Source organism: Janthinobacterium sp. GL_088 (assembly GCF_057837845.1).
On record NZ_CM174453.1, the window covers coordinates 2,532,705 to 2,556,981 of the forward strand.

At 61.4% G+C, this 24,277-nt stretch carries 21 protein-coding genes and 1 tRNA gene; 12 read left to right on the top strand and 10 right to left on the bottom strand.

The features are described 5' to 3' along the window. Positions 1-39: 39 nt before the first annotated feature. From AC3IQ7_RS11605 to AC3IQ7_RS11620, 4 genes are all read right to left on the bottom strand, one after another. Positions 40-303 carry a hypothetical protein gene (locus AC3IQ7_RS11605; RefSeq protein WP_158301382.1) on the bottom strand — a complete coding sequence of 88 codons (264 nt, stop codon included), beginning with the start codon at positions 301-303 and terminating at the stop codon, positions 40-42. A gap of 376 nt (positions 304-679) precedes the next feature. Then, positions 680-1,681, bottom strand: coding sequence for a hypothetical protein (locus AC3IQ7_RS11610; RefSeq protein ID WP_489209649.1), 1,002 nt, complete (start codon positions 1,679-1,681; stop codon positions 680-682). Beyond that, positions 1,678-2,550 (bottom strand): ABC transporter ATP-binding protein, encoded by an 873-nt coding sequence (locus AC3IQ7_RS11615; RefSeq protein ID WP_099380652.1) that lies wholly within the window; start codon positions 2,548-2,550, stop codon positions 1,678-1,680. Before AC3IQ7_RS11615 ends, AC3IQ7_RS11610 begins: the two co-directional genes overlap by 4 nt. After that, a complete protein-coding gene (locus AC3IQ7_RS11620; protein WP_077402228.1) occupies positions 2,547-2,927 on the bottom strand; it encodes a GntR family transcriptional regulator in 381 nt (126 codons plus the stop codon). Before AC3IQ7_RS11620 ends, AC3IQ7_RS11615 begins: the two co-directional genes overlap by 4 nt. 225 nt (positions 2,928-3,152) lie before the next feature. Here AC3IQ7_RS11620 and AC3IQ7_RS11625 point away from each other — a divergent pair, with 225 nt between their 5' ends. Continuing rightward, the gene (locus tag AC3IQ7_RS11625; protein WP_322428654.1) at positions 3,153-5,429 is read left to right on the top strand and encodes an NHL repeat-containing protein; all 2,277 of its coding nucleotides are present in this window, start codon (positions 3,153-3,155) and stop codon (positions 5,427-5,429) included. On the opposite strand, the gene AC3IQ7_RS11630 is transcribed toward AC3IQ7_RS11625, so the two are convergent. The 4 genes from AC3IQ7_RS11630 to AC3IQ7_RS11645 all read right to left on the bottom strand — a co-directional run bounded on the left by AC3IQ7_RS11630 (position 5,426) and on the right by AC3IQ7_RS11645 (position 8,285). Beyond that, positions 5,426-6,175 carry a DUF72 domain-containing protein gene (locus AC3IQ7_RS11630; RefSeq protein ID WP_322428653.1) on the bottom strand — a complete coding sequence of 250 codons (750 nt, stop codon included), beginning with the start codon at positions 6,173-6,175 and terminating at the stop codon, positions 5,426-5,428. The genes AC3IQ7_RS11625 and AC3IQ7_RS11630 overlap by 4 nt on opposite strands. Positions 6,176-6,244: 69 nt before the next feature. After that, complete coding sequence (locus tag AC3IQ7_RS11635) at positions 6,245-7,006, bottom strand: UDP-2,3-diacylglucosamine diphosphatase (RefSeq protein ID WP_322428652.1); 762 nt, start codon at positions 7,004-7,006, stop codon at positions 6,245-6,247. A gap of 86 nt (positions 7,007-7,092) precedes the next feature. After that, entirely contained in the window at positions 7,093-7,584 is a 492-nt protein-coding gene (locus AC3IQ7_RS11640; RefSeq protein ID WP_099380648.1) for a peptidylprolyl isomerase, read from the bottom strand. 71 nt (positions 7,585-7,655) lie between these two features. After that, on the bottom strand, positions 7,656-8,285 hold the full coding sequence (locus tag AC3IQ7_RS11645; protein ID WP_099380647.1) for a peptidylprolyl isomerase: 630 nt from the start codon (positions 8,283-8,285) through the stop codon (positions 7,656-7,658). 279 nt (positions 8,286-8,564) lie between these two features. On the opposite strand from AC3IQ7_RS11645, the gene cysS reads away from it, so the two are divergent. From cysS to AC3IQ7_RS11700, 11 genes are all read left to right on the top strand, one after another. After that, on the top strand, positions 8,565-9,962 hold the full coding sequence (gene cysS, locus AC3IQ7_RS11650; protein ID WP_489209654.1) for a cysteine--tRNA ligase: 1,398 nt from the start codon (positions 8,565-8,567) through the stop codon (positions 9,960-9,962). Continuing rightward, entirely contained in the window at positions 9,962-10,681 is a 720-nt protein-coding gene (locus tag AC3IQ7_RS11655) for a DNA-3-methyladenine glycosylase family protein (RefSeq protein WP_233516363.1), read from the top strand. Before cysS ends, AC3IQ7_RS11655 begins: the two co-directional genes overlap by 1 nt. A 54-nt stretch (positions 10,682-10,735) precedes the next feature. Further along, on the top strand, positions 10,736-11,710 hold the full coding sequence (locus tag AC3IQ7_RS11660; protein WP_034756951.1) for an acetyl-CoA carboxylase carboxyltransferase subunit alpha: 975 nt from the start codon (positions 10,736-10,738) through the stop codon (positions 11,708-11,710). Positions 11,711-11,809: 99 nt separating this feature from the next. Continuing rightward, complete coding sequence (gene tilS / locus AC3IQ7_RS11665; RefSeq protein ID WP_489209656.1) at positions 11,810-13,228, top strand: tRNA lysidine(34) synthetase TilS; 1,419 nt, start codon at positions 11,810-11,812, stop codon at positions 13,226-13,228. 196 nt (positions 13,229-13,424) lie between these two features. Beyond that, the gene (locus AC3IQ7_RS11670; protein WP_035817435.1) at positions 13,425-14,672 is read left to right on the top strand and encodes an aspartate kinase; all 1,248 of its coding nucleotides are present in this window, start codon (positions 13,425-13,427) and stop codon (positions 14,670-14,672) included. Between the two features lie 110 nt (positions 14,673-14,782). Beyond that, positions 14,783-14,875, top strand: a tRNA-Ser gene (locus AC3IQ7_RS11675). A 313-nt stretch (positions 14,876-15,188) separates the two neighbouring features. Beyond that, entirely contained in the window at positions 15,189-17,234 is a 2,046-nt protein-coding gene (locus tag AC3IQ7_RS11680) for a multicopper oxidase family protein (RefSeq protein WP_489209659.1), read from the top strand. A 76-nt stretch (positions 17,235-17,310) separates the two neighbouring features. After that, positions 17,311-19,005, top strand: a complete 1,695-nt coding sequence (locus AC3IQ7_RS11685; protein WP_489209661.1) for a tyrosinase family protein — start codon at positions 17,311-17,313, stop codon at positions 19,003-19,005. Next, positions 19,002-19,361 carry a hypothetical protein gene (locus AC3IQ7_RS11690; RefSeq protein WP_489209663.1) on the top strand — a complete coding sequence of 120 codons (360 nt, stop codon included), beginning with the start codon at positions 19,002-19,004 and terminating at the stop codon, positions 19,359-19,361. The genes AC3IQ7_RS11685 and AC3IQ7_RS11690 overlap by 4 nt, the downstream gene beginning before the upstream one ends. 47 nt (positions 19,362-19,408) lie before the next feature. Further along, entirely contained in the window at positions 19,409-21,595 is a 2,187-nt protein-coding gene (locus AC3IQ7_RS11695; RefSeq protein ID WP_489209665.1) for a LodA/GoxA family CTQ-dependent oxidase, read from the top strand. After that, the gene (locus tag AC3IQ7_RS11700) at positions 21,595-22,740 is read left to right on the top strand and encodes an FAD-dependent oxidoreductase (RefSeq protein WP_489209667.1); all 1,146 of its coding nucleotides are present in this window, start codon (positions 21,595-21,597) and stop codon (positions 22,738-22,740) included. Before AC3IQ7_RS11695 ends, AC3IQ7_RS11700 begins: the two co-directional genes overlap by 1 nt. Here the strand turns inward: AC3IQ7_RS11700 and AC3IQ7_RS11705 are convergent. Beyond that, positions 22,737-23,687: an IS481 family transposase gene (locus AC3IQ7_RS11705; protein ID WP_489207002.1), complete on the bottom strand. Its 951-nt coding sequence runs from the start codon at positions 23,685-23,687 to the stop codon at positions 22,737-22,739. The two genes, AC3IQ7_RS11700 and AC3IQ7_RS11705, sit on opposite strands and share 4 nt — an antisense overlap. 102 nt (positions 23,688-23,789) lie before the next feature. After that, positions 23,790-24,245, bottom strand: coding sequence for a hypothetical protein (locus tag AC3IQ7_RS11710; protein ID WP_099380639.1), 456 nt, complete (start codon positions 24,243-24,245; stop codon positions 23,790-23,792). Positions 24,246-24,277 lie beyond the last annotated feature (32 nt).

Sequence of the window (24,277 nt, forward strand, 5' to 3'; positions counted from 1 at the left end):
TTGCTCCGGCGAGGCTTGGGCCGTGGTCGAACTTGGGTGTTACCGATGTCGATAATGGCAAGTAAAACATAACTGGCAAAAAAACGCTGGTACAACAGAATACTTATTCAGAAACATTAAAAATGCCATTTTTATAGTTGTTTCATATGGCGTCATTTTTTTTGTATTTTGTTTCTCTTGTAACTGGATTGCCAGGTGTGATTCACTCGCAGGGTGCGGTATTTGCAGGCCCTTCATATCCGCTCCCACTGTGATGGTAGTTTCAATTTTGAAACTTTCAATTTCATTTTGATCACTTTGCATGACTCTATTCTGGCAAGCTTTGCTTTGGCTAATAATCACGAATTGTCACGAAATGGGGCTTTTAGGCTGAATCTGCCAACATGTGCCAGTGTTTCTGTTCCTTTTATCCAAAAAACATATCGCTATCGAATTGCTAGTTGTTGCTTTTTTGTATGGTGATTATCAAATGTGATTGGGAATAAAATACGATAGAAATAATTATTTGTAATTATCATATCGATTTATTACTATCGATTGGGTAGTTGGTATTTAACAAGGAGGATTTTTGATAATAACTATCAATAAGGTAGTTATTGTTTCAGCGAACTGAATGGGGCGCAAAATGGAAAACGCCCCGATGGGCGGGGCGTTTTTATGGGGAAGAGAACCTGCGCTGTCAGCCTTCCTCGCGCCAGCTGCGCAGGCGGATGGCGGCGTAAATCAGCGCCGCGCCTGCCGCCGCGCCCAGCCAGACGGCTGGCAAGGCCAGGCTGGACCAGGAATTGCTGAACACATCGATGCGCGTCATGTGCGATCCTCCTTCCGCCAGCGCGTGCATGCGCGGCAGCAGTTCCGGTTCGAACAGATACCAGCTGCCGGGGAGAGTGCCCAGCAGGGCGCGTCCGATGACATTCATTTGTATCCAGCCGAGATCGCTTTCCGTCTGCGTCAGCTTGCCTGCCCAGACTGTCAGGATAAGCAGCAGTAGCGGCACGCCGACGGCCCACAGGAAGACTTTCGACTTGGCCCAGCTCGATACCATCAGCAGCCAGCCGACCGTCGGCAAAGCCCACAGGCAATACACGGGCAGCAAGCCGAACACGCGCAGCGGTCCCAGGTACAGGCCCGGGGTGGCGAGCAGTTCGGCAAACACGTGGATGCCGTTGGCCGCCAGTACGCCGCTGAGGATCAGGATCAGGGCCAGCGACGTCAGGCTGGCTGCAGCAGCCACGATCAGCGGTGCGACCAGCAGGGCGATGGCCGCTTTCGACAGCACTGTCTGTGCATCCGAAATGGGCAGCGATTTCCAGAACAGCACGCTGCGGTCGCCGCGGTCGTCATGCAGGGCGCTCAGGCAATAGAAAAACACCAGGAAGCCCAGCGCCAGGAACAGCGGCGCGGCCGCGTACGTATAGTTGTTGGCGACGGCGTCGATGATTTCCGTGCGGCGCGGCCCGAAGGTGCGCGTATTGAAGATGGTGCTCCAGGAAATTTCCTCGCCGTTGACGATGAGCGCCGTGTGCATTTTGGTCCTTGCGACAGTCGCGGCCGCCATCAGGGCGCCCAGCACCGTCATGACGACGCCGATCAGGGCCGGCGTCCACACCAGCATGCCCTTGTGTTCCCACAACTCGCGCCGGAGCAGCCATTGCATCTTGTTTACAGGGGAAATACTCATTGGTACGATCCTTTCATGGTCGCGACAAACAGGTCAGCCAGGCTGGGCGTGCGTACTTCGCCGAGGGCGGCCAGCTGGGTGCGGGCGACGCCGTCGAACAGCATCACCGACTTGCCGAACACGCTGCGTTCGCTGATCGGCTGCAGGGCGCGCGCCGGATTGACGTGCTGCGGGCCCACCATCACCTCGATGTAGCGCTCGCCCACCTCTTCCATGCTCGACGCTAGGACGATCTGGCCGTCGCGAATGAACATCAGGTCGCTGAGGATGTGTTCCACTTCCTCGATCTGGTGCGTGGTAATGACGATGGTCTTGTTTTCATCGAAATAGTCTTCCAGCAGGTTTTGGTAGAACTGCTTGCGGTACAGGATGTCCAGGCCCAGGGTCGGCTCGTCGAGCACCAGCAGTTTGGCGTCGATGGCCATCACCAGTGCCAGGTGCAGCTGCACCACCATGCCCTTCGACATGGCCTTGACCTTCATCTTCGGCGACAGCTTGGTGTGGGCCAGGTAGCGTTCAGCCTTGCTGCGGTCGAAACGTGGATGCACGCCGGCAACGAAATCGATGGCGTCGGCCACGCGCAGCCAGCCCGGCAGGATGGCCACGTCGGCGATGAAGCACACGTCTTCCATCAGCGCGTCGCGCTGCACGCGGGGATCGCGCCCCAGCACCGACAAGTCGCCCTCGAAGCCCGTCAGGCCCAGGATGGCTTTCAGGGTGGTGGTCTTGCCGGAGCCGTTAGGCCCGATCAAGCCGACGATGCGGCCCGGCGCGATATCGAAGCTGATGCCGGCGATGGCCACCTGCTTGCCATACTGCTTGCTCAGGCCGCGCGCGCTGATGACGCTGTCCTTGTTCAATGCATTCATGCGTTCTCTCCGTGTGCGCCGCCGTCGCGGCTCGCTTGCAATAGTTGATCGAGATCGAGGCCCAGGCGCGTGATGTGTTCCAGCAAGGCCGGCCATTCCTCGCGCAGGAAGCGCTCGCGTTCACTGGCCAGCAATTTGTCGCGGGCGCCTTCCAGTACATACATGCCGAGTCCTCTGCGTTTTTCTACCAGGGCATCGTCGACCAGTTCCTGATAGGCGCGCGAGACCGTGATGGGATTCAATTGATAATCGGCCGCCACCTGGCGCACCGAAGGCAAGGCGTCGCCGGATTGCAGCACGCCATCGAGCATCATGCCCACCACCCTGGCCTTGAGCTGCCGGTAGATGGGGCTATTGTCGTTCCATTCCGCGCTCATGGGATGCGCTCCGACAAGGGCGGGGCGGTGCGGCGCGTGAAAAATGCTGTAGGCATCGAAGCTCCGTGATGTATTGAGTTGGTGTTGTAGTTAACTATAACAGTGAAAATTCAAATGTCAACATATTCATGTTTTTATATCCACAAGGAAACTATAATGTTGCGTGTTTGAAAATCTTACTTGATAACTTTCGGCGTGCATGTCGCCACAACCATGAAAGCAGAAATGATAAATTGCTTTGGAGAAGTACAAAACCTGTTCAGGCGTGCCGGCTGCGGCGCCGCCTTGTTGGCGCTATTGAGTGCCTGTGGCGGCGGTTCCGGCGGCGGCTCGTCCACGCCGCCACCGACACCCGTGGCGCCGGTCGAGACGCCGCGCTATTTGCTGGGCGGCACGGTCAGCGGCCTGCTGCCTGGCGCCAGCGTCGTGCTGGCGAACGGCACGGATAAAGTGACCGTCACGGCCAACGGTCCGTTCAGCTTTGCCGGCAAGCTGGCGGCGGGCGCCAGTTATGAAGGCAAGATCGACAGCGCTTCCGCGGGCCTCGCTTGCAGCATCGCGCAAGGCGCGGCCACCATGGGCAGCGCGGACGTCAGCAACCTGGCCGTGCGTTGCCTGCCCATCGTGCTGGCCGGTGTGCAGGAGCGGATCCAGCGCGTTGATGGCATGGCGCAGGATGGCGTGGGCAATTATTACTTCGCCGATGCTTCCACGCAGGTGATCCACAAGCTGGCTCCTGACGGCAGCCTGAGTATCTACGCCGGCATGCCGGGCAAGGCTGGTGCCGTTGACGGGCCTGCCGCCAGCGCGACTTTTTACATGGGGGGCCGTGCACCGCTGGTGATCGACGGCAAGGGGAACCTGTATGTGGCCGAGACCTGCAATGGCCTGGTGCGCAAAATTACACCTGCCGGCGTGGTCAGTACACTGGCCGGCAAGCGCCGTGCCAATTGCAGTGCGACACCGGCAGAGCCGGATGGCGTGGCTGTGTATGCCGATGGGTCGGGGACGCAAGCCCGGTTTGGCGTGATCGCCAGCATGGTCATGGATCCGAACGGTGACTTGCTGCTCGTCGATGACGGACAGCTCCAGGTTCGCCGGGTGACGCCAGCTGGCGTGGTCAGTTCCTACATTGTCATGTTGGCCGAGCCGAATGGCCTGCCGCGCGCAGGACGAGTGAGCCAGATGGCAGTCGATGCCAACGGTGTCATTTACTTGAGCAACACTAACGGCAGCAAGATATATCGCCTTGATAATAATGGCGTGGCCTCCCTGGTTGCCGGAAATGCGAGGACGACCGGCTATGACGGCAAGGGCGTCAATGCCAGCTTCAAGGGCGTACGCGGCATGGTGTTCGAGCGTAGCGGCAATTTGTTGCTGGCCGACCGCGATGCCATCCGCCGCATGACGCCCGCTGGCGAGGTGACGACGGTGGTGGGGGGCGCGGTGCCTGACGCGACGGGGAAATCTGTCGATTGGAAAATCCTGGCCCAGATATCGATCGGGGATGCAGGCAACATGCTGGTCTTCGATGCCAGCCTGCTGCGCTTGAGCAGGGTGGATGCCGGCAACGGGATCGCGACTATTCCTCTCATGCTTAGCAGTATGGGGCCGGCGGACGGCGTGGGCGCCGCCGCCCGCGTGGGCAATGTCAAGGCCTCGGACATGTGCAGCGACCCAGCCGGGAATGTCTATCTGCTTGATGCGGCCAGCAAGGTGCTGCGCCGGCTGGCGCCAAATGGCAAGCTGGAAGTCTATGCGGGGATTGCCGGCCGCACCGGCAGCGACGATGGGGCGCGGCTCAGCGCCACCATGGCCGGCCCCGTGGCGATCGCTTGCGGTGCGGATGGCGCCGTGTATGTGGCGGACAAGGCGCTGAATTCCCCTTCATTTAATTTGCGCAAGATCAATGCTGACGGGATCATGTCCACCCTCGAGCCATTGCCAGCAGGCGGTTTTGTCCTTCAGCAGTATATCCTGGCGGTGGACAAGGATGGCTATATCACCTGGACGGAGGGTTCGGGCGGGGGGATTTATCGGCGCCCGCCCGGTGGCGTATTTTCCTTGTTTGTGTCCTATGATGCGCTCATGCGCTCCTTTAGCGACAGCGATTTCGGCTTGCAAGATATTCTGCCCTACAGCATGGTGTTTGACAGCAAAGGGGAGATGTATTTTGATGACTATTATCATCAAGTAATCTACAAGGTGAGCCGTTCCGGCGCCGTGACCGTATTTGCCGGCACCTTGTACTCGACTAAAAATGCCGATGGTGGGCCTGGCGTGGGCAGCCTGTCCTTTGCCGGCATGCCCAGCCTGGCCATCGACAAGGCCGACAACCTGTACCTGAGCGGCCAGGATGGCGTGCGCAAGATCGATACGGCCGGGGTCATTTCCTCACCGCAACTGGCATGGGGCAATCCCATCGTGGAGGTTCTGGCTTTTGGCAACGGTACCTTGTATGGCTATACCGCCCGCGCCATCGTCCAGATGCCCTTGCCTTAAATGGAGCGATGCGCAGGCGCGGCTGGCGCATCCGTCAGTCGCGCTTGCAAGTCCAGCGCATTGAACAGGGCGGCCCCGGCCGCCGTATTGTCGAAGATGCACCAGCTGTCCGCCTGAGCCGATGCGTGCAATTCGGCCGCCAGGGTCGCCAGATAGCTGGCCGGATAGTCCGAGTAGTAGATTGTCGGGCTGCCGTGCAGGCGCAGGTAGGCCGCTGCCGTCGTTGGCACGTGCGGCCCCGCTTGTCCCGCAGGCGGATCGGCGCGCACGCGGGTGATGCGCTGCATCCTCAATAGCTCGGTGGCGCCTGTATCGAACCAGCTGGGGTGGCGCGCCTCGCACGCGAGCATACCGTCGAAGCGCTGGCGCAGCGCATGGAAAAATGCGGCGGCCACGTCCGTTTCGAATCGCAGGCTCGGCGGCAGCTGCACCAGCACGTAGCCCAGTTTATTCCCCAGTTGCATGACTTCTCCCGCAAAACGATCCAACTCGGCCGCACAGTCGCGCAAACGCCGTTCGTGCGTGATGCTGCGCGGCAATTTCACGCTGAAGCGGAAGTGGTCGGGTACGCTGGCGGCCCAGCGCGCATAGGTGGCGCTCTGGTGCGGGCGGTAGAAGGAGCTGTTGATTTCCACGCAGGGCAAGACGCGCGCATAGCGCTGCAGGTGGCTGCCATCGAGGGGGAAGTGGCTGGCGGCGGTGCTGGAAATACTCCAGCCGGCCGTGCCGATGTAAACAGTGTGCATGGCGCCATTACAGCAGGGCCAGGCGGGCGCGGCTATCGGACAAACGCCCGTGCGGCGGTCGGCGCAGGCCTAGACCTGGTCGATGATGTCGCCGCTCAGGTCGTGGCGCGTGATGTTGCCGCGCGCATCGATGGCGATCCAGCCGCCGCGCGGCTGTTGCGGCGGCGTCACGTCGCATTCCCAGTCGGGCAAGACATAGCGCAAGGTATCGTCGACTTTATGCAGGGCGGGACGGTGCGTGTGGCCGTGGATCATGACGGTGCTGGCGTGTTCGGCAAATACTTGTGCGACAGCATCGGGCGTGACATCCATGATGTCCATGGACTTTTCGCCATTGTGCTCGCGGCTGCTCTTGCGCAAACCGTCGATGATGGCCTTGCGCTGCGCCAGCGGCATGGACAGGAACTGTTTTTGCCAGGCGGGCTGGCGCACCATGGCGCGAAACTCCATGTATTGCACGTCTTTCGTGCATTCGGCGTCGCCGTGCAGCAAGACGATGCGCTGGCCGGCTATCGTGGCCACATGCGGTTCGCTCAGCAGGGTGGCGCCGGCGGCGGCCGCAAAGCCGGAGCCGACGAGAAAGTCGCGGTTGCCGGCGATCCAGTAGACATGCACGCCCGCATCGCTGACGGCGCGGATGGCGGCCGTCATGCGCGCATTGAACGGGTCTTCCAGGTCATCGTCGCCGGCCCAGTATTCGAACAGGTCGCCTAATAGATACAGTGCTTGCGCATATTGCGCATGGTGTTCCAGGAAAGAAAGAAACGCCGCGCTGGTGCGCGGGTGCGAGCTCTGCAGATGCAGGTCGGAAATAAAGAGTGCGGCAGGCATTGTCATCGTTCAACGCTCCCAAAAAGTGATGTACATGGAGAGGCGCAAACGCGGCAATGCCTGTTATTCATGATGCCAGAGCCGAATTACGCGGCTTCTACTTTCTCGATGACAACGTCCGTCACTGGCACATCGGCGAACATGCCGGCGCGCGAGGTTTTCACGGCGCGGATGGCGTCGACGACTTCCTTGCCTTCGGTGACTTTACCGAATACGGCGTAGCCCCAGCCGTCCTGGCCTGGGTAGTCGAGGAAGCTGTTGTTCTTGATGTTGATGAAGAACTGGGCCGATGCCGAGTGCGGGTCCGACGTGCGGGCCATGGCCAGCGTGTACGTGTCGTTTTTCAGGCCGTTCTTGGCTTCGTTTTCCACGGTGGTGTCGGCTGGCTTTTGTTTCATGCCTGGCTCGAAACCGCCGCCCTGGATCATGAAGCCGTCGATGACGCGGTGGAAAATCGTGTTGTCGTAGTGACCGGCTTTCATGTAGGCCAGGAAGTTGGCAACCGTTTTCGGCGCTTTTTCGGCGTCCAGTTCAGCGGTGATCTTGCCCAGATTGGTGGTAATGATGACGGAGGTCATGATGATCCTTAATAAATTGGATGATAAATGATTCAACGGCCCGTGTCGTTCGGGGCCGTAAAAACGCTATTTTACAGTTTTGCGGGCGCTGTCTTGAGTAAAGTCGCCGATTCGATCACCACGGGGGTGACCGGCACGTTCTGGTGCGGGCCCTTGTCCGCCACGGGCACGGCCTTGATCTTGTCGACCACGTCCATGCCACTGACGACTTTGCCGAACACCGTGTAGCCGAAGCCGTCGCGGCCAGGGTAGTCGAGCGGGCCGTTGTCGTTGACGTTGATGAAGAATTGCGCGGTGGCCGAATGCGGGTCGCCCGTGCGCGCCATGGCGATGCTGTAAGTCACGTTTTGCAGGCCGTTTTGCGCTTCATTCTTGATCGGCGCTTTCGTCGGTTTCTGCTTCATGTTCTTGTCGAAGCCGCCGCCCTGTATCATGAAGCCGTCGATGACGCGGTGAAACACGGTGCCCTTGTAATAACCGCTGTTGACGTACTGCAGGAAATTGGCCACGCTTTTCGGCGCTTTTTCCTGATCCAGTTCCAGCACGATCTCGCCCATGCTGGTTTTCAGGGCCACGTGCGGCGTCGGGTCGAGGGCGGTCGCCGGAGCGGCTGCCACGACGGCGCTGCCCAGGGTCAGGCCGGCAAACAGGGTGCAAAAGCGGGCCAGGAAAGACAGGCGTTTCGATTTGATTTCTTGCATGAAGGCGTCCTTGATCGTTATTTTTCTTTAAACTTGCGTTGTTGCCAAAAGAAGTGAGTTTCGGTTGAACATCGTAAAAACCTGATTCATATCGGGCCAGTATGGTTTTTATCAATGTTATACTTGACCGCTAACGCCCTAATTCTAACAAACAAGAACAACAATATAGCGGGTCGTACAGTCTTCGGCGCACACGGCAGTTCTGTGGCGCGGCACCCCCGGTGTCCGCGCCTGTCTGTCGTTTTGCCAGGTTGGCGGCCGCTCCACTTGCAAAGCACGATGAGCAATCTAAAGATTTACAACACCCTGGCTCGCGAAAAGCAGGTATTCGTCCCGATGGAAGCGGGCAAGGTACGCATGTACGTGTGCGGCATGACCATCTACGATTATTGCCATATCGGCCATGCTCGCATGATGATGGCGTTCGATGTCATCTACCGCTGGCTGAAGGCGTCCGGCTTCGACGTCACCTATGTGCGCAACATTACGGACATCGACGACAAGATCATCCGCCGTGCCGTGGAAAACGGCGAGACGATTTCCCAGCTGACGACGCGTTTCACCCAGTACATGGATGAAGACACGGCCGCGCTGGGCATCCTGACGCCCGACCACACGCCGCGCGCCACCGAATACGTGCCGCAGATGCTGCGCCTGATCGAACAGCTGGAAGCGAAGGACCTGGCTTACCAGGGGGCGGATGGCGACGTCAATTATGCCGTGCGCAATTTCCCCCACTACGGCAAGCTGTCGGGCAAGTCGCTCGACGACCTGCGCGCGGGCGAGCGCGTCGACGTGAACACGGGCAAGCGCGATCCGCTCGACTTCGTGTTGTGGAAGTCGTCGAAGGATGCGGAACCGGAAGAAGTCAAATGGGATTCGAAGTGGGGCAAGGGCCGCCCGGGCTGGCATATCGAGTGCTCGGCCATGTCCTGCGCCTTGCTCGGTGAACAGTTCGACATTCATGGCGGCGGCGCGGACTTGCAATTCCCGCACCACGAAAACGAGATCGCCCAATCCGAAGGCGCGTTCGGCCATACCAGCGTGAATTACTGGATCCATAACGGCTTCGTGCGCCTGGACAATGAAAAAATGTCCAAGTCGCTCGGCAATTTCTTCACCATCCGCGAAGTGCTGCAAAAGTTCGATGCCGAAGTGATCCGCTTCTTCATCCTGCGCGCGCATTACCGCAGCCCCCTGAATTACTCGGACGTGCACCTCGATGACGCGCGCCTGTCCCTGACCCGCTTGTACACGGCGCTGGCCGACGTGGCGGTAGAAGAGGGCGCCATCGACTGGAGCGAAGCCCACGCCGTGCGCGTGCGTGAAGCGATGGACGACGATTTCAACACGCCGCTGGCCGTGGCTGCCCTGTTCGACCTGGCAACGGAAGTGAACAAGAGCAAGTCGCCAGCCCTGGCGCGTCAATTGAAGGGCCTGGCGGGCGTGTTCGGCTTGCTGGAACGCACGCCGCAGCAATTCCTGCAAGCAACCGTGGGCGCTGCCGCCGGCGGCCAGGACGAGACAGCGGGCATCGAAGCGGCCATCGCGGCGCGCAGCGCGGCGAAGAAGGCGCGCGACTTTGCGCAGTCCGACAAGATCCGCGCTGAACTGTTGGCGGCGGGCATCATTCTTGAAGACAAGCCTGACGGCTCGACCAACTGGCGCCGCGCATGATGCCTACGTCCAGGGAAAACGGGGAAGCCCCCAAGGTGACGGACTTGGCGCAAGTGATCCAGGTGCCGCATTACTGGGAAGAGGCGAAGATCGAGCTGATGAAGCGCGACCGCATCATGAAAAAGCTCATCCCGCAATTTGGCGACCTGCACCTGGTCGGCCATAGCGACCCGTTTACTACCCTGGCCCGTTCGCTGGTGGGACAGCAGATCACGCCCAAGGCGGCGGATGCCGCCTGGAAAAAGCTGCTGCTGGCTTGCCCGAAATGCACGCCTACACAAGTCTTGAAGGCCGGCGCCGAGCAGCTGTCCGCCTGTGGTTTGTCCAAACGCAAGACCGAATACATCCTCGACCTGGCGGACCATTTCAAGGCCAAGCGCGTGCACGCGAGCCAGTGGGACCAGATGGATGACGAAGCTGTCATCGCCGAACTGGTGCAGATCCGCGGCATCGGCCGCTGGACAGCCGAGATGTTTCTGATATTTAATCTGCTCCGGCCGAATGTCTTGCCGCTCGACGACCCCGGTTTGATCCAGGGCATCAGCGTCAATTACTTCTCCGGCGAACCAGTTTCCCGCAGCGATGCGCGCGAGGTTTCCGCCAATTGGGAACCGTGGCGCACCGTGGCGACGTGGTATTTGTGGCGCAGTCTCGACCCTGCAGCCGTCCCTGCCGCACCCGATGCAGCCCCCGGCGCAGCAGCCGGTACGGTAAAATAAACATAGATGACGCCGCGCGCCCTGGCGCCGTGGCCGGTAAAACCTGGAGGTACAATGACTAAAACGACTTTCCTCAATTTTGAACAGCCGATCGCGGAACTCGATTCCAAGATCGAAGAGTTGCGCTTCGTGCAAGACGATTCGGCCGTCGACATCTCGGAAGAGATCGACCGCCTGGCCAAGAAGAGCCAGCAGCTGACCAAAGATATCTACGCCAAGCTGACGCCTTGGCAAGTGGCGCAGATCGCGCGCCACCCGCAGCGCCCGTACACCATGGATTACGTGAATGAAATCTTTACCGATTTCCACGAATTGCATGGCGACCGCAGCTACGCGGACGATCTGTCCGTCGTGGGCGGCCTGGCCCGCTTCAATGGCCAGCCGTGCATGGTCATCGGCCACCAGAAGGGCCGCGACACGAAAGAGCGCGCCATGCGCAATTTCGGCATGCCGAAGCCGGAAGGCTACCGCAAGGCCATGCGCCTGATGAAAGTGGCTGAAAAGTTCAACTTGCCCATCTTCACCTTCGTCGACACGCCAGGCGCCTTCCCCGGCATCGACGCGGAAGAGCGCGGCCAGTCGGAAGCCATCGGCCACAACCTGTACGTGATGGCCGAACTCAAAGTACCGCTGATCGCCACCATCATCGGCGAAGGCGGTTCCGGCGGCGCGCTGGCCATTGCCGTGGGTGACGCCGTGCTGATGCTGCAATACTCGACCTATGCCGTGATTTCGCCGGAAGGCTGCGCCTCGATCCTGTGGAAGAGCGCCGAGCGCGCCTCCGACGCGGCCGAAGCGCTGGGCCTCACCGCCCACCGCCTGAAAGCCATGGGCCTGATCGACAAGATCATCAACGAACCGCTGGGCGGCGCCCACCGCGATCCGAAACAGATGGCGACCTTGCTCAAACGCGCCCTGGCCGACACCCTGCGCCAGTTCCACGGCATGAAAACCAAGGACTTGCTGGCCGCGCGCCATGAAAAACTGCTGAGCTACGGCAAGTTCAAGGAAACCACGCCGAGCGAGTAAGCCAGCGCCGGCGCAGGCCGGCAGCAAGAACACCAGGGACAGGTGGCCAAGCGACACACTCGTTTGGCCACCTGTCCCTCTTTGCATTCCAGGAGTCTTATGAAAAAGCAACAAACCGCCACCGTCGCCGATATCTTCGCCAGCGCGCTGGAAACCTGCGGACCACAAGCCGGTGAGGCGGTCGGCATCGCCCTCAGCGGCGGCCTCGATTCCTCGGCCCTGCTGCACCTGGCGCATGCCTGGGCGCAAGAGCATGGCGTGGCCATGCACGCCTTCCATGTGCACCACGGCCTGAACCAGAATGCGGATGCCTGGCTGGCCCACTGCGAACAGTTGTGCGCCGGCATGGGCATCGCCTTTGAAGCGCGCAAGGTCACCCTGGAGAAAAACGCGAAGACGGGCACGGAAGAGGCTGCCCGCAAGCGCCGTTATGCGGCCCTGGGCGAGCTGTGCGCCGCGCACGGCGTGCGCCTGCTTCTGACCGCCCACCACCAGGATGACCAGGCGGAAACGGTGTTGCTGCAATTGCTGCGCGGCTCCGGCACGGCGGGCTTGTCCGGCATGGATGGGGCCAACAGCGCGCCCGAGCTGCTGGGCAATCCGGATCTGGTGATGGCGCGCCCCTTGCTGCCCGTATCGCGCAAACAGCTCGAAGCGTATGTGGCGAGCCATGCGATCGCGCACATCCACGACGAATCGAACGACGATCCCCGCTTTGCCCGCAATGCCTTGCGGCACCAGGTGATGCCCGTGCTGGCGCAGGCGTTTCCCGGTTTCCAGGAGCGTTTTGCCCGCAGCGCCCAGCATGCGCAATCGGCGCAGCGCCTGCTGACGGAACTGGCGACGCAGGATCTGGCGGCCTGCCTCGATGGCGATTGCATCGAGCTGGCGAAATTGCGCGAGCTGAGCGCGGACCGCTGCTACAACCTGCTGCGCCACTGGTTTGGCACGCGCGGCTTGCGCATGCCGTCGACGGCGTGGCTGGCGGAAATGCTGGCGCAACTGCTGGAGGCGCGGCCCGATGCGCAATTGCTGGTGACGCACCCCGAATGCCATGTGCGGCGCCATCGCGACCGTTTATATCTGACGCCGAAGCTCGACGATCTGGCCGGCATGCGCGACAAGAGCGACGCGGGCATTCCCGGCCTGGAAAAGGCCAGCCAGGAGTTCAAATGGCAGGGCGAGGCGAGCCTGGTCTTTCCCGCGTATGGCGGCGTGCTGCATTTCGATGCGGTGGAAGAGGGCGGCCAGGGTATCGATATTGCCTGGTTGCAATCTCAAGCCTTGACGATCGACTTCCGCCAGGGTGGCGAGCGCCTGAAGCTGGCCTTGAACCGTCCCACCAAGAGCTTGAAATACCACTACCAGGCGTTTGACGTACCCGCCTGGGAGCGCGAACGCCTGCCCCTTGTCTGTGCGGCGCAACAATTGCTGTTCGCGGCTGGTATTGGCCTCGATTGCCATTGCCTGAGTCTGCTGGATCGTCCCCGCGTCGCCTTGCGCTGGGTCTCCTGCTGAGCGCAGGGGCGGCAGCCACGGCCACTCTGGGGGTGGCCGCCAAGTGCCTGTTCAAGCCAGCTGGACTGCATGGATTGGTTATTTCCATATGCGCAATCGGTATGAGCTAATGCGCTTTTTAGCTTGTTATTTTGCATTGCGGCATGTAGAGTAAAGCCCTCCTTTTTTATTCTTCTTGAGCGGAAACTTCACTCTTATGGCTTTAATCGTCCACAAATATGGCGGTACGTCGATGGGCTCGACTGACCGTATCAAGAATGTCGCCAAGCGCGTTGCCAAGTGGCACGACGCTGGGCATCAAATCGTGGTGGTGCCATCCGCCATGTCGGGCGAAACCAACCGCCTGATTGGACTGGCCAAGGAAATCATGGATCAACCCGATCCCCGTGAACTTGACATGATCGCCTCGACAGGCGAACAAGTGTCCGTCGGCCTATTGTCGATGGCATTGCTGGCGATCGGCAAACAAGCCGTATCCTATGCTGGCTGGCAAGTCGCGATCAAGACCGATTCCGCCTTTACCAAGGCACGCATCCAGTCGATCGATGACGAAAAAGTCAAACGCGACCTCGATGCGGGCAAAATTGTCATCATTACCGGTTTCCAGGGCGTTGACGAACACGACAACATCGCGACGCTGGGCCGCGGCGGCTCCGACACCTCGGCCGTGGCGATCGCCGCCGCCATGAAGGCGGCCGAATGCCTGATCTTCACGGACGTCGACGGTGTCTACACGACCGACCCGCGCGTGGTCTCCGAGGCGCGCCGCCTGAAGACCATCACCTTTGAAGAAATGCTGGAACTGGCTTCGCTGGGTTCCAAAGTGCTGCAAACGCGTTCGGTGGAATTTGCCGGCAACTACCGCGTGCCCACGCGCGTGCTGTCGTCGCTGACCGACCCGATGTTGCCGCTGGAAATAGAAGCCAATTCAGGCACCCTGATTTCGTTTGAGGAAGATACAAACATGGAACAAGCAGTCATCTCCGGCATCGCCTTCAACCGCGATGAAGCCAAAATCACCGTGCTCGGCGTGCCCGACCGCCCAGGCGTGGCGTACCACATCCTGGGACCGGTGGCGGACGCGAACATCGAAGTCGACATGATCATACAGAATCAGTCGGTCGACGGTAAAACGGACTTCACCTTCACCGTCTCGCGCGGCGAATACACGCGCGCGCTGGCCGTGCTGGAAGCGAACCGCGAATCGCTGGGCGCGGCCAGCATCACGGGCGACGCGAAAGTGTCGAAACTGTCCGTCGTCGGCGTGGGCATGCGCAGCCACGTGGGCGTCGCCTCGCAAATGTTCCGCACCCTGTCGGAAGAGGGCATCAACATCATGATGATCTCCACTTCCGAGATCAAGATCTCCGTGCTGATCGATGAAAAGTACATGGAACTGGCCGTGCGCGCGCTGCATAAAGCGTTCGAGCTGGAAAAAGCTTAAATATCCAAAAATATTGCCCCACGCCCTTGACCAAAGGGGGGGCAATCGATATTATGACGTTCGTCGCTGCAGCGCAGTTAGCTACAGAGACATAGTTGAGTAATCAGCTAGGAGACGTGGCCGAGTGGCCGAAGGCACATCCCTGCTAAGGATGCATACGGCTTATACCTGTATCGTGGGTTCGAATCCCACCGTCTCCGCCAGTATTTCTAAAAACCCGCTTCGGCGGGTTTTTTCATTTCTGCCTTGCGGAGACGAGCAAAGCGCCTGCGCGCTTTGCGTGTGGGATTCGAAGCCTTGCGCGTACTTGCGCAAGGCGCTCCGAATCGCCCAATCAGGCACTAACTGCCAGCTCCCTCTCCGGCCCTTGCGCCAGCCTCCCCCTCAGCAATAAAAACAACAAGTGACTTAGTGTGAGTATTGACTCTTTGTCATTATGGATAATAGCAATGTTACTAATAAAAACTACGCATGCCCAGCCATGCTTCCATTGCCGAGTCCAATCAAGGAGTTGTCATGTCCAATCGCCTTCCCCGCAGCTACGTGTCGCTGTGCCTGGCCGCCATGCCGTTCGCCTGCGGCGCCGTCTTCGCCGCGGAAACCACGGTCAATCTGAATCTTGACCTGAACCTGAAGTCCGTGCCCAAACTCGAGCTGCGCCTGCTGCAGGAGCCGCCGAAGCTGAAGGCCCGCGCCAGGCCCGCCAACCGCGCGGCAAGCAAGCGCGACGAGTATGAAAAGTCGTACGACCTGTACATCCGCTATGCCAACGGCAGCATCTATAACCCGACCACGGCCAAGCATGACAAGGTGCGCCTGCGTTCCTACCAGCAGACGAGCAACCTGGCGCTCGATGGCCGTGACGAGAATGCGGCCACCTTCATGGCGCCCACGGTGGTGATGGCGCCGGGGCAAACCGTGCGCTTCAAGCTGCATAACCAGTTGCCGCGGCTGTCGGCCGAGCAGTGCGCGACGAGCGATACGAATGCGCCGCGTCCGCGCGGCTGCTTCAACGACACCAATCTGCATTCGCATGGCTTGTGGGTCTCGCCTTCGGGCAATAGCGACAACGTGCTGATCTCGATCAAGCCAGAGGTGGATTTCGAGTATGAATACAATATTCCCATCGACCACCCGGCCGGCACGTTCTGGTATCACCCGCACCAGCATGGCGCGACGGCGATGCAGGTGGCCAGCGGCATGGCCGGCGCGCTGGTGGTGGAAGGCGACCGCTATCCGACCGCCACCGCGCAGGGCGACCTCGATGTGATGCTGAAACAATTCCAGCCCGACGATGGCAGCGGCAGCGCCGGCGAAGTGATGCTGTTGCAGCAAATTCCGTATGACTGCCCCAGCAACAGCCTGGTGCCGACGATACCGTGCGAAAAGGATGCCGTGGGCGTGCTCGAGGATTTCAATCAGGTCAAGGATCCGGATGCCTGGCTGATGTCGGGCCGCTACACCTCCGTCAACGGCAAGGTGCAGCCGGTGCTGAACATGGCCACGCAGCGCCTGTACCGCTGGCGCATGATCGATACGGGCTTCCAGGCGTCCGTCGTGTTGCGCATCCGGCGCGCGAACGATCCGCAAAAGCTGTTCCAGGCGCTCGGCGTGGCGAACCAGGACAAGGACGTGATGGCGTTGTGCGATGGCGAGGATGTCACGCAATTCGAGGTGGCCGGCGACGGCTTGACGCACGACAAGATCATTGCCAAGACCCTCAACTACCTGCAGCCGGGCTACCGCAGCGACATCCTGTTTTCGCTGCCGAAAGCCGGCGCGTATTGCGTATATGCGGAAACCAACGTCAATAACCTGACGACGATGCATGACGTCAACAACACGCGTCTGATCAGCGTGATCGCCGCCAAGACCAACGCCAAGGCGTCTGCCCGCGCGAAGGCGGGCGAGTCGCCGCGCGATTTCCTGCTGGCCGAGTTGCGCAACGCCGTCAAGCGCCTGCCCAGCGCCCGGTTGCCGGACAGCGTCAAGAGCACCATTCTCGGCGACCTGGAGAATGGCCTCAAGCTCGGCAAGTTTGTGCCGCACGCCAGCTTCAGCGAGGCGGCAAAGGAGGCCATGCGCGGCAAGAAGAAGGAGTATGCGACCTTCAATATCGCCGAGCTGGGGGGCAAGTTCCGTTTCATGGTGGAAGGCAAGCCGGAAGACTCGCCGACACCCGATCTGAAGTATGTCTATGATCCGCACCGCGTGGATCACACGCTGGTGCTGGGTACCGAGCAGATGTGGGAACTGGCGTCCAAGAAGGGTAACCATCCCTTCCATATCCACGTTAATCCCTTCCAGGTCGTCAGCGTCGTTCGGACCGACGGCGGCAAGGTGGATCAGCAATACCAGGACTTGATCGGCACCTGGAAAGACACCTTGCTGGTGATAAAGGACCACAAGATCGAGATTGCCACGCGTTATCAGCGCTACATCGGCGAATACGTGCTGCATTGCCACATCCTCGAGCATGAAGACCAGGGCATGATGCAGAACGTCAAGGTGGTACTGCCGGATGGCAAGGGTGGCGGCGACATGGGCGGACACGGACACTGACCGTTCCAGGCGGGAGCGTGCCCGGCGCGCTGCCGCCTCTCCCCACCTGCCTCCGGAGCAACTACCCATGTCAAGCATGAAAACTGCACTCCTTCCCCTCCTGGCCGGCCTGCTGTGCGCAGGCGCCTGCACCTCGGTACAGGCGCAGGCCGCCGTATCGTGTCGCCCGGAATTGCTGGCGCAAGCGGAGCCGGGCGGCGTGCGCGTCGTGCGCTACCGCAAGAATATCGATGCACTGACCCCGGCCGAGCTTGACGCCTTCAAGCATGCGGTGAGCGAAATGAAACGCAAGAGCCAGGAAAACGTGTATGACCGGCGCGGCTTCCTGTGGCAGGCGTGGGTGCATAACTGCACCTCCGTCGACGTCTTCAATGACCGCCAGGCGGCCTTGCCTGGCGACAGGCTGAAAAAGCTGCTGGGCGATCCAACGCGCAACAGCTGCGACGTCGCCTATTTCCTCGACAAGGTGGCGACCGAAGACAACGCCCACGAGGAGTTTCCCGGCGAGTGCGAGCACCAGAAAAACACCTTCCTGCAATGGCACCGGGCGCAGCTGTATTTTTATGAGCAAGCCTTGCAGGCAGCCGACCCGAACGGCGAGCGGGGACCCAGCACGCGCAATGTCACGCTGCCGTACTGGAACTTCACCCGCAAGCCTTCCGGCGTGCGCTATCCGAAAGCCTTCGAGGACGTCGATTCGCCGCTGTACGACGCCACGCGCAACAAGGAGGGACTCGACAGCTCGCTGGCCACGGCTTCGGCCAACTTGCTGGCCTACCAGATCTATTACATGGAGTGGGCCGATTTCGGCGGCGACGAATACGGCAGCCTGGGCGGCGGCAACCTGGAAACAAAAATCCACAATCGCATGCACGCCACCTACATGGGCGGCAACATGGGCGACAACGTCACGGCCGGCCTCGATCCGCTGTTCTATGCCTTCCATAATTTCCTCGATTACAGTTTCGAGAAATGGCTCGACGAGCATGGCGATGCCGGCATACGCGGCAGCGGGCGCACGGCGTTCATGCGCAGCGAGCAGGACGCCAGCCTGCCCCGACCCGTCGGCTGGAGCGCCGGCAGCGGCGACGCCCAGCGCGGTGATTCGGGCGACTACACGGCCAACATGGGCCAGGCGGAACTGTATTTCGACACCCTGCGGCAGGGCTATGGCTTCCAGCCGCGCTATGGCGGCGAGTTTGCCCGCAAGACGGATATCCAGGCCCTGATCGACCGGCACCAGCAGGCGGGTTTTGTGTTTGGCGACAACCAGAAAAGCCTGTTCGCCGCCTTGCTCAGCGACGATGCGGCCGATGGCGCGGTCGCCAGGCCCGATCTCACCGTGACCAGCGCCTACCAGATCCCGGCGCGGCGGGTGGCCAGCGACAAGCGGGCCAACATGGTGCTGGATCGCGCGCATGCGGATGAAGACTACAGTTTTCAGGCCGATATCTACCTGCATCCCGCCAACGTGGCCGCGCGCATCGGCGACAAGTCGTTCCGCGACCGCTACCTGGTCACCAGCACCAGCCACTGGGCCTTGTCCGGCCATCATCAGCACGACAAATATGTCATCGAAACGGATATCACCGGCATCGTCGACAGTCTCGTACCCAGGAAGCGCAGGCAGGCCTGGCGCATCACGGCAGCCATCACCACCAATGACAAGGGGCGTGGCCTGATACGGCAAGGCGATTTCTCCACGCCCGTGATCCAGCTCGTCGACCGCCGAAAACCGGCCGAACCCACGTATGAGGAGAGCAAGCCATGAGTGAACGGACCAGCTTCAAGCGCGATGTGCAGGGCCTGTTTTCCCGCTATGTAGCCGACATGAACAAGGTCAAGCTGTCGAACCCCGCGTCGACGGGCGTGCAGCGGCTGTATCTGAACGACTATGCGAGCGTGAAGGCGTTTGCCTGGCAAATCCAGGTGGCCATCCACGGTTACGACTATGACAGCCGCAACGAAAAATGGCTGGTGCCGGCCGGGCACCGCCTGCGCAAGCCGGGCGCAGGGGAGGGCCAGTATGTCATGTCTGCACCGCACCCGATGCCGCCTGACGGCCCGATGCCGCAGGAGGGCATCCATATCTTCGACCAGTGGGTCCGGGACGGCATGCCGCCGTGATGCGTTGGCCAACCGGCATAGACACCCTTGATGAGCAGGAGTTCAGCATGGCATACACAGGTTTGAGAATTCACCCGGCCATCGGCATCGCCCGCGTCGGCAACAGCGAAGAATACTATCTGGGCCCGGAAAGCCTGGCCGGCATGCCGCTGGCTGGCCAGGATGGCACGGGAGGCTTGCCGATCCGGCCCGGTACGGAAGACACGACCATCGCCAGCAGCGAGTTGCGCGATGCCAGCGGAAAGCTCAAGCGGCAGGCGGCCCGCTTCCGGATTTACCAATATGCGTTCGATGCGGCCGATGGTGTGGAAAGCTACCCGCTGGGCCGGCGGGGCGCGGCGGCCGAAGTGGCCATCGGCAGCATGGTCGATGGCAAGATCGTCAAGGACATCGTGTGGACCGTGCACCTGGCCAACAAGAAGGCCAATAGCTGGGAGGCAGGCGACGGCGTGGCGCCGTTCGACAACAAGCGCGTGCCAGCCTTGCGCAATCGGGCTTTCGGCGAGCCGGCCTCGCCGCACTTCGGCACGCCGGCCGACCCGCTGCGCCTGCAGCTGCTGGTCATCGACCCCGGACCGCGCACGGTGCAGGCCTCGCGCCAGTCGGTGCAGCAGTTCGACGCCGCCACGCCGCCATCGTGCGCGGAGGCGGCCAGCGGCGCCGTGCGCAGCCTGCCCGACTATCCCGTATCGTTTCCGCGCGGCGGACAGGCTGGCGCGCCGGCGCAGGGCCCTGGTTCCATCATCGCCTCGCTGGGCGCCATCACGACGGAAAAGAATGGCCGCCTGCTGGTGCTGGGCGGTTATGGCAAGGCCTGCGGCTTTGACGCGCAAGGCAATTATTCGCCCGCCGCCGTCCTGCACGACAACGTCAACAACGACAACTGGTTCGATGACGTGGCCGATGGTCCCGTCACGGCCATGCTGCTCTTCGCCGACGGCACTGCGCGCAGCGTCGAGGGCGGCGCCTGGGTGGTGTCGAGCGACCCGTCGTATGCGCCGCAAACGGCGAACGTCGTCTCGCTGTGGGACGACCTGTATTGCACCTGGCTGGAAAAGATGGCGCTGCGGCCCGCCGTGTATGCGGATGGCAGCTACCAGGCGGGCTACCAGAGCAATTTCAGCACCGATGTCCAGCCCATCCTGCGGGCGGCCTCGCTGCAGCGCTGGACGACCAGTCTGCCGCCCAGGGCGATCAAGGAGCACGACTTGCTGGGCAAGATGAAGGCGGAGGGCCTGACTTACCCCATCATGAATTTCATCCGCCATCCCGACCAGACGGGCGCGCCGTCACTGAAGCCGCAGATGCCGCTGTCGCTTGGCGATGCGGGCAGCAGCCTGCTGACCCTGACGCGTGCCCAGTATTTTTTCATGGACCAATGGGCGCATGGCCAGTATGTGGCCGACAGCGGCACTTTCCTGCTGGGCGCGGGCGAAGCGCTCGACCGTAGCGTCCTGTTCAACTGCCTGGGCGGCCGCTACAGCCCCGGCATCGAGATGGGTTTTATCGTGCGCGATCCCGGCCTGTACCGGCAGGCGTGGCGGCGCCATGATGCAGGCGGCCCGTTCCGCATCCATGCACAGCATCTCGATTACCCGGCCGCCGTCAGGGACCAGCCCTTTCTTGGCGCCGGCTATGTGCCGCTGCGCGGCGGCGAGGTGCAGCCTGGCGACGTGTCGAAGTTCATGGCCTTGCCATGGCATACCGATTACAACTCGTGCGCCACGCATCTGCCGGATCCGAATCCCGGCGGCAAGGTACTCAATAACCAGCAGGCGATCGACGCGGCCACGGCGATCAATGGCAATGGCTACAACACCTTGCTGTATTCCTCCTGGCCGGCGCAGCGGCCCGTGGCCGTGTACACCTACGACGACGTCGTTGCCAATGGCGGCGAACTGGCGACGCCGCGTTACTCCGTTCGAGGCAAGGGCACGCGGGCCGATGGCGTGCCATCAAGCACCCCGGACAATGCGGAAATCGACCGGCCCGCCATGCATGTGGGCCGCTACCAGGACCGCGCGCAGTTCCTGCTGAACTGGCACCGCATCGGCGTGGTCGTGCAAAGCACGGCGATTGCGCGCAAGGCTGGCGAGAAGGCCATCTGCAAGGATTACTACCTGGAAGTCGAGAGCCTGTTCGACAGCGATGAAAGCAACCTGGTCGAGTATTGGCGCAACACGGCCATCGACAAGGTGTACCGGCCGAAGCCGCAGCCGAAACCGAAGCCCTGATGGCGGCGTTTGCAGACAGTCCCGGCGCGGCGGGGCCATCGCGGCAGCGCTACCGGGTCGCCATCATCGGCGGGGGCCCGGCCGGCTGCGCCTGCGCGCTGGCGCTGGCCCGGCATGGCGTGCACGATGTGCTAGTGATCGAGGCGGGCGACTACGCTCAATTTCGCATCGGCGAAAGCATTCCGCCCGAAGCCAACCGCCTGTTCCAGGCGCTGGGGATGGCGCAGGCGTTTTTCGCCGAGGCGCATGCGCCTTGCCATGGCAGCTGTTCCTGGTGGGGCAGCGACAAGCGCGGCTACAACGACGCGCTGCTGCATCCGCTGGGCCACGGCTGGCACCTGGAGCGTTCCCGTTTCAATGACTTCCTTGCGCGCCAGGCGCGCTTGCGCGGGGCGGAAGTGCTGCTGCGCGCCAGCCTGGCCGCGTCGGCCCCGGCGCAAGGCGGCGGTTTTACATTGGAATTGATGCTGGGCGATCCGGCGCACCCGCGCCTGGCCAGCATCCACGCCGACCTGGTGGTCGACGCCAGCGGCACGCGCGCCATCTTCGCGCGCCAGCGCGGCAGCCGCAAGGTGGCAACGCTGCCGCTGATATGCCTTGCGATGCGCTTCGCCGCGCCAGACGGCCCCCGTTCCGGCCTGACGCACCTGGAAGCCGTCGAACATGGCTGGTGGTATGGCGCCCATCTGCCCGACGCCACCTTGCTGCTGGCGTTCTACAGCGATGCGGCCACCGTCAAGGCGCGGCGCCTGCAGCATGCCGGGCACTGGCTGGAAGGGCTGGCGGCCGCGCCCAATACGGCGGCGCTGGCCCGCGGCGCGGCGCCGCTGGCAGGCGGCGTGCAGAGTTTTCCCGCGCCGTCCTACTGCCTCGATCAACTGCATGGCGACGGTTGGCTGGCCATCGGCGACGCCGCCTCGGCCTACGATCCTGTCACCTCGCAAGGCATCGTCAAGGCGCTCGCCAACGGCATGGCGGCCGCTGACGCCATCGCCGGCCACGCCACCCTGGGCGCGGTGGCGCACACGGTGGCACTGCGCCATGCGCAGTACCTCGTGCAGCGCCAGCAGTACTATGGCTGGGAGCAGCGCTGGCCCGCCGCGCCGTTCTGGCGCCAGTTGCATGCGGGTGCGCAGGCGCGCTAGCTGTGAAGTTGCAAGAGGTTATTCTGGCCGGATCTGAGCCGTGACATTGGGGCCTTGCCAGCAATGCCCTGATGCGGCCGGTGCCAGTTGTAGTGATGGTTCCATTCTTTGAGCATGTTGGCCCGCTCCAGTGAGTTGTTATAAACAAAGCCGTAAGCCCATTCGCGCAAGGCTGACTGGATGAAGCGTTCGGCCTTGCCATTGGTCTGTGGCCGATAGGGCCGTGTAAAGCGGTGCTTCAATGCTATCTGGCTACAAGTGGCCTTGAATGACTTGGAGCGAAAGGCTGAGCCGTTATCGGTCAACAACGCTTTGGGGCGCACCCCGAGTGAGCAGAAATAGGCATGGGTATTGGCGAGGAATCGGTTGGCATTCTCCTGGGTTTCGTCAGGATAGAGCTCCGTGAAGGCGATGCGGGCATGGTCGTCAATGGCGATAAACAAGACTTCCCAGCCGGCGCCGCGCGTACGGTCTCGCCGGTCTCCCGTCGCACGATGGCCGGTGGTTTCAATGCGCCCGAGCTTCTTGGTATCGATATGAATCAGGTCGCCTGGTTCTGCATGCTCGTAGCGCTGCACCGGCTCGACGGGATCGAGATTGCTCAGTTTGGAGAGGCCGGCGCGCGCCAGCACACGGCTAACTGTGGCCTTCGATATCTGCAGGTACTGGGCGATCCTGGCCTGCGTCATGCGCTTCTTGCGTAGCTCGACAACGGTCAGCGCCTTGCCTGCGTCCAGAGCCAAAGGGCTATGCGCGGGACGCGACGAGCGATCCATCAAACCATCCCGATCTTCGGCAAGGAAGCGCCCCAGCCATTTGCGCACGGTCGCCTCGCTCACGGCATAGCGGACAGCGGCCTGGCAGACCGGCAGGCGGTGATGTAGTACGTCTTCGACCATCTCGACTCGACGAATCAGCGTTAATCGGGCATTCTTATGGATGTTCATTCGGTTGGTTTCCTTGAGAACTGGGGGTTTGGCGATTTCCAGTGTCTCAAATCCAATCCGAATGAACCACAACAACCTATTGAAACATCACAGCTAGCGGTCTTATCGCCGCTGCGCTTCGCGTTCGAGTGTATCCCTGCCGATGATCTTCAGGCTGGCGCCGCCCTTGAAGGGCAGCGTTTCCTCGTTGCCCGCCGTCTGGATCCCGGCCGAGACACCGATTTCGGCCGTCACGTCGACGAACTCCTTGCGGAACAGCAGCAGTTCCGTATGCTTGATGACGCTTTGCAGCGCAATCGATTGTCCGGGCGCGATGGTCGTGAGGTCGCGCTTGAGCGCGTGATTGGCCAGGCCCGTCTTCAATACCTGGCTTTGTTCGCTCACGTTGTCGATCAGGCGCATATTGGGCCCCCGCGCCTGCATGTATTTGAGCGGATAGCCGACTTCCCCATTGCCGACATTCTTGATGAGCACCTCGATGCGCATGTCGCTGCCCGTGAAAATGCAGGCCGGATTATCGATGCAGTGGGCGCTGATGGAGAGAATTTCGTTCGGCATGGCGTTTCCTGGGAGTTGTAGGGACACTGCGA